Origin of the sequence: Clostridium sp. MCC353, assembly GCF_018785315.1 — a bacterium.
GTDB lineage: Bacteria > Bacillota > Clostridia > Lachnospirales > Lachnospiraceae > CHH4-2.
On record NZ_WQPN01000076.1, the window covers coordinates 1 to 2,612 of the forward strand.

Annotated in this window: 1 protein-coding gene; it reads left to right on the forward strand. The window is 44.3% G+C overall.

Annotated features, from left to right (window positions below):
• The coding region (locus GPL15_RS15000; RefSeq protein WP_215699497.1) for an MBG domain-containing protein at nt 1–2,612 on the forward strand (2,612 nt) is incomplete at both ends.

Below are 2,612 nucleotides of genomic sequence, written 5' to 3' on the forward strand. Positions count from 1 at the left end.
CACGGCGGTGCAGACGGAACGGATGTAACCGAAAACTACAGCATCACCCCGGAGGCCGGAACGTTAACCATTACCAAGAGGCCGGTAACCATTAATGTAGAAAACAAAGAATTCTCATATAATGGAGAACAGCACAGCGTAGGCTACAATGTGGTTAAGGCAGATCAGAACAGTGGATTATTAAAAGACCATAAGGAAAAAGTAACCCTTGTAAATGATAAGCAGGTCTTCGTATGTGACGAAGCAGTAACGGTAAGTTCTGTGACAATCGAATCAGACGGAGTTGATAAGACCGGAAACATAACGAACGTAGCTGAGAATAAAGCTGAAAACAATCCGGTAGGAACTGTAGTCATCCGTCATGGAGGCGCAAACGGTGTAGACGTAACAGAAAACTATACAATCGAGACGAAAGCCGGAACTCTGACAATCAATCCAAGGCCGGTAACCATCACAGCCGAAACAAATGACGATTTCGTGTACAACGGAATGGAACACAAAGTAGGCTACCAGGTATCCGATCCAGGAACGGATAAAGGTCTGTTAAGCGGTCATACGGAAGTTGTAGAACTGAAAGACAACACCCGGACATTTGTGGGCGGTAATGACGTATTGGTAGATACTGTAACGATCAAATCCGGTGAAACGGATGTTACAGGAAACTACGATATTACAAAGCAGAAGGGCCACATCAATGTAAACGCGGCAACTGGAATTGAAATTGTGATTACAGCAGCCAGTGCAGATAAAGTATATGACGGAGCCCCGTTAACAGCATCCCATTATACGGTAAATGAAGAGAATCTTTTACCGGGAGATGATGTATATGCAGTAATTTCCGGAAGTATCACAGAAGTAACTCCAGGAGTGACAGCAAATAACCAGATCGAAAGTTATGAAATTCGTCATGGTGGTCCGGACGGCGCAATTGTGACAGAGAACTATGAGGTTAGTGAAGTTCCTGGAACCTTAACAATTAATCCGAGGCCGGTAACTGTGACAGCGGAAACCAATGACAGCTTCGTATATGACGGAACTGAGCACAGTGTAAGTTACACCGTATCCAAACTTGGAGAAAACGAAGGCTTGTTAAGCGGCCATACAGAAGTCGTAGAGCTGGAAGGCAATACAAGAACTTATGTCGGTGGCAATCAGGTGACGGTAAAATCAGTAAAGATCATGGCAGACAAAGCTGATATGACAAAGAACTATGATATTAAGAAAGATGACGGCCATATCAGTGTCAGCAAGGCAACAGGAATCGACATCACAATCACGGCAGGAGATGCAGAAAAAGTATATGATGGAACCCCATTAACGGAATCCGGATATACAGTGAATAAAGAAAACCTTTTGCCGGGAGATGAAGTCTATGCGGTAACATCCGGAAGTATCACAGACGTGACCCCAGATGCGAAAGACAACAACCTGATTTCCAGCTATGTGATCCGCCACGGTGGAAAAGATGGAGTAGACGTAACAGAAAACTACAATATTACTCCAGTACCGGGAACCTTGAAAGTAACTCCAAGACCAGTAACTATTACAGCAGGAACTAATAATGACTTCATATATGATGGAACGGAGCACAGTGTAAGCTATACAATAGCTGAATCTGATAAAGAAACCGGACTGGTCAAAGGCCATACAGCAGAGGTTGATCTTATTGGAAATAAGAGAACCTTCGCTGGAGAAAATCCTGTAGAAGTTGGAACTGTTAAGTTACTGGCCGGTGAAGCCGATGTGACATCTAATTATGAAGTGATTAGGGTATTAGGCCACATTAAGGTTAGTGAAGCAACTGGAAGAGTTATCACCATAACAGCTCCGAGTGCTAATAAAGTTTATGACGGAACACCTCTTACGGCTGTTCAGTGTGAAGCGACGGGAAATTTGTTTGAAGGTGATTCGATTCATGTCAATGCAACCGGCAGTATTACCGATGTGAGTGATAACGCAGTAAATAATAACCCTGTAGGAAAAGTTACTATCATGCATGGCGATGTAGATGTAACGGCTAACTATGATATTACTCCAATTGCCGGAACTTTGCGCATTGATCCGAGACCGGTAACCTTTACTGCTGAAACAAAATCCTTCCCTTATGATGGGAAAGAGCACAGTGTGTCATACTTTGTGTCAGAACCGGGAGAGGACACAGGACTGTTGTCAGGTCATAAGGCTGAAAACGTAACTCTTATCGGAGCAACCCAGAAGTTTGTTGGAACTTATCCGGTTCAGGTTGATACAGTAAGCATCAGCGACGGTAAGGATGATAAGACGTCCAACTACAGTATCACTCGGGTAGACGGACAGATCATCATAAACAAGGTGACTGACAAAGCGATCACGATCAAAGCCAAAGATGCTGCGAAGGTCTATGACGGAACCCCATTAACGGAACCTGGTTTTGAGTTAACAAACGGAACCCTGTTTGAAGGCGATAAGATTTATGTGGAAGCAACCGGAAGCATCACCGAAGTGTCAGAATCCACTGTCGGAAACAACCCGTTAGGAAAGATTGTCATAAGACACGGCGGTGCAGACGGAACGGATGTAACCGAAAACTACAGCATCACCCCGGAGGCCGGAACGTTAACCATTACCAAGAG